We start from the raw sequence: 2669 nt of genomic DNA on the forward strand, positions 1-2669 counted from the left end.
GACAAGTATTATGTCTCTATTCTTATAGAATATGAGCATCAACCCGTTTCGAAAGAAGTGCAACACATTGTGGGGTTAGACTTTTCTATGAATGGTTTATTTGTAGACAGTGAAACAGGTAAGAAAGCCAATTACCCTCGTTTCTATCGACAGGCCTTAGAAAAACTAGCCAAAGAACAACGTATTTTGTCACGCAGAAAAAAGGGAAGCCATCGTTGGAACAAGCAACGTCTGAAAGTAGCCGGGCTACACGAGAAAGTTGCAAACCAACGCAAAGACTTTCTGCACAAAGAATCGCGCAAATTATCTAAACGATATGACTGTGTCGTGATGGAAGATCTTAATATGAAAGGAATGTCACAAGCCCTAAACTTTGGGAAGAGTGTAGCTGACAATGCTTGGGGCATGTTCACCACATTCCTGCGATATAAGTTAGAGGAACAGGGGAAGAAACTGATCAAAATCGACAAGTGCTTCCCTTCATCCAAAACTTGTTCCTGTTGTGGTCAAGTAAAAGCAGAACTGTCTCTTTCTGAACGGACATTCCAATGTGAATGTGGATTCACGGCAGATAGAGACCATAATGCTTCTATCAATATCAAACGAGAGGGCTTACGCTTGTTAGCATAAACATATAGAGCACGGAATAGGCTCGATAGCTCAGTCCATTTCGTACCATGAGGTGCGAGTACCTGAGAAGCCTCCACCTCTAAGCGTTAGCGTAGGTGGCGGGTAGTTCACAATAGCGAATATGGAATGAAAGATATGCAAAATTTTTGTCCCGAACAACCAGAAATGCTTATTGGGCAAGTATTATAGGATTTTTCCTTATAGAAATCACGCACATGTGCATGGTACTGGGGAAGGTAAGGAAAGTAAATGAAAAAAGCACTCTCACCTATGAACTGCACCCCAATTGTTAGACACCATCTAACAATTGGAGGTGCAGTTTTCTTATGGCCAAATATACAACTCAAGAAAAAATACAAGCTGTAAAAAAATATTTGGAAGGAACGAAGGGATATCAAACGATAGCGAGAAGCATTGGTGTAACGCCAAGTGTGTTTCATACATGGATTCGACTGTACGAATATCACGGAGAAAAAGCATTTGGAAAACGCTATACAACGTATTCTGTAGAAGATAAACTAAAGGTACTTGATTACATGAACGAACATGGGACGTCTATCCGAGAAACAGCTGTGATTTTCAATATTCCAACGGATTCTACCTTATTACAGTGGAAAAAACAGTTTGAAGCGAAAGGAGTAGATGCCCTCAAACCAAAGAAAAAGGGGCGTCTACCGATGACAAAGAAAAATCAAAAAGAAACGAAGAAACAAGCACCAGTGGAAGGGTCACTTGAGGCACTACAAGCTGAGATTGAACGTTTACGGATGGAAAATGCTTACCTAAAAAAGTTGAATGCCTTAGTTCAAAACAAGGGAACATCACCAAACAAGACAAAGCACAAGTAGTCTATGAACTGAGGCTGGAGTTTCCGGTGAAAGCACTTTTAGAACTGGCAGAAATTCCGCGTAGTACGTATTACTATTGGGTGAAACAATTCAATCGGCCAGATCAAGATGCCACATTAAAAGCACAGATTCAAGCGATTTACAACGAACATAAGGGTCGTTACGGATACCGTCGCATTCGGGATGAATTGGTAAATCGCAGACATAGAATCAATCATAAAAAAGTACAACGAATCATGAAAGAATTAGGATTAAAATGTCTCATTCGCATGAAAAAATATCGCTCGTATAAAGGGGAAGTTGGGAAGGTCGCCCCTCATATTTTAGATCGTAATTTTAAGGCCGAGAAGCCAAATGAAAAATGGGTAACGGATATAACGGAGTTTAAATTATTTGGAGAGAAGCTATATGTATCTCCTATGCTTGACCTATTTAACGGTGAGATTATCGCCTATACAATTGGCTCGCGACCAACGTATTCGCTCGTATCAGAGATGTTAGAAAAGTCATTTGAACGCCTGACGATGGAAGATGAGTTATTGATTCATTCAGATCAGGGCTGGCACTATCAAATGAAAAAGTACTACAGAGACCATGCTTAAAAATGAATACACGACATGATATCTCGTTGTATTATGGAGAGCTGTCCGAGAGGCCGAAGGAGCACGATTGGAAATCGTGTATACGTCACAAGCGTATCGAGGGTTCGAATCCCTTCTTCTCTGCCATACATATGATGATAGAACTGACATATATTAATGAAGATTTACTATGTCTAAGTTTTAGGAGGTGGACTAGACTTTTTATATCTTCTATTGTTTTTATTATCTGCTACGTCTATTCCATAATCCTGATACAATGGAATCATTGAGGTCATCATATGTAATGTATAGGAAGAAATATTCTACCTGTAATTTCCAAAAGAAATAAGTGTTGCATAATCAAAGTGGACATGTTATATTGTTTTTCCGCCACTGATGAGTTATTCAAAAAGTGGTTGAAAAAATAAAATCAAAAAACATATTTACAAAAACAAGTATATGTTATATGATTGATTTCTTGTCGTAATAAGTTCTTTGAAAACTAAACAAAATGCGAAACGTCAATTTTTATTTTAAGCTAGACAAACACTTTTATGGAGAGTTTGATCCTGGCTCAGGATGAACGCTGGCGGCGTGCCTAATACATGCA

1 protein-coding gene, 1 tRNA gene and 1 pseudogene are annotated in these 2669 nt (G+C 38.9%); all 3 read left to right on the top strand.

Going from position 1 to position 2669, the window contains the following annotated elements; genetic code table 11:
• Positions 1–630, top strand: a 630-nt coding sequence (locus H540_RS0128570; protein ID WP_028403464.1) for an RNA-guided endonuclease InsQ/TnpB family protein, incomplete at its 5' end; no start/stop codon positions are given.
• Positions 631–956: 326 nt separating this feature from the next.
• Positions 957–2062, top strand: a pseudogene (locus H540_RS32830) (IS3 family transposase); the annotation flags it as partial.
• A gap of 53 nt (positions 2063–2115) precedes the next feature.
• Positions 2116–2206 (top strand) — tRNA-Ser (locus H540_RS0128585).
• Positions 2207–2669: the final 463 nt, after the last annotated feature.

It is taken from the genome of Ectobacillus panaciterrae DSM 19096 (assembly GCF_000430785.1).
GTDB classification, from domain to species: domain Bacteria; phylum Bacillota; class Bacilli; order Bacillales; family Bacillaceae_G; genus Ectobacillus; species Ectobacillus panaciterrae.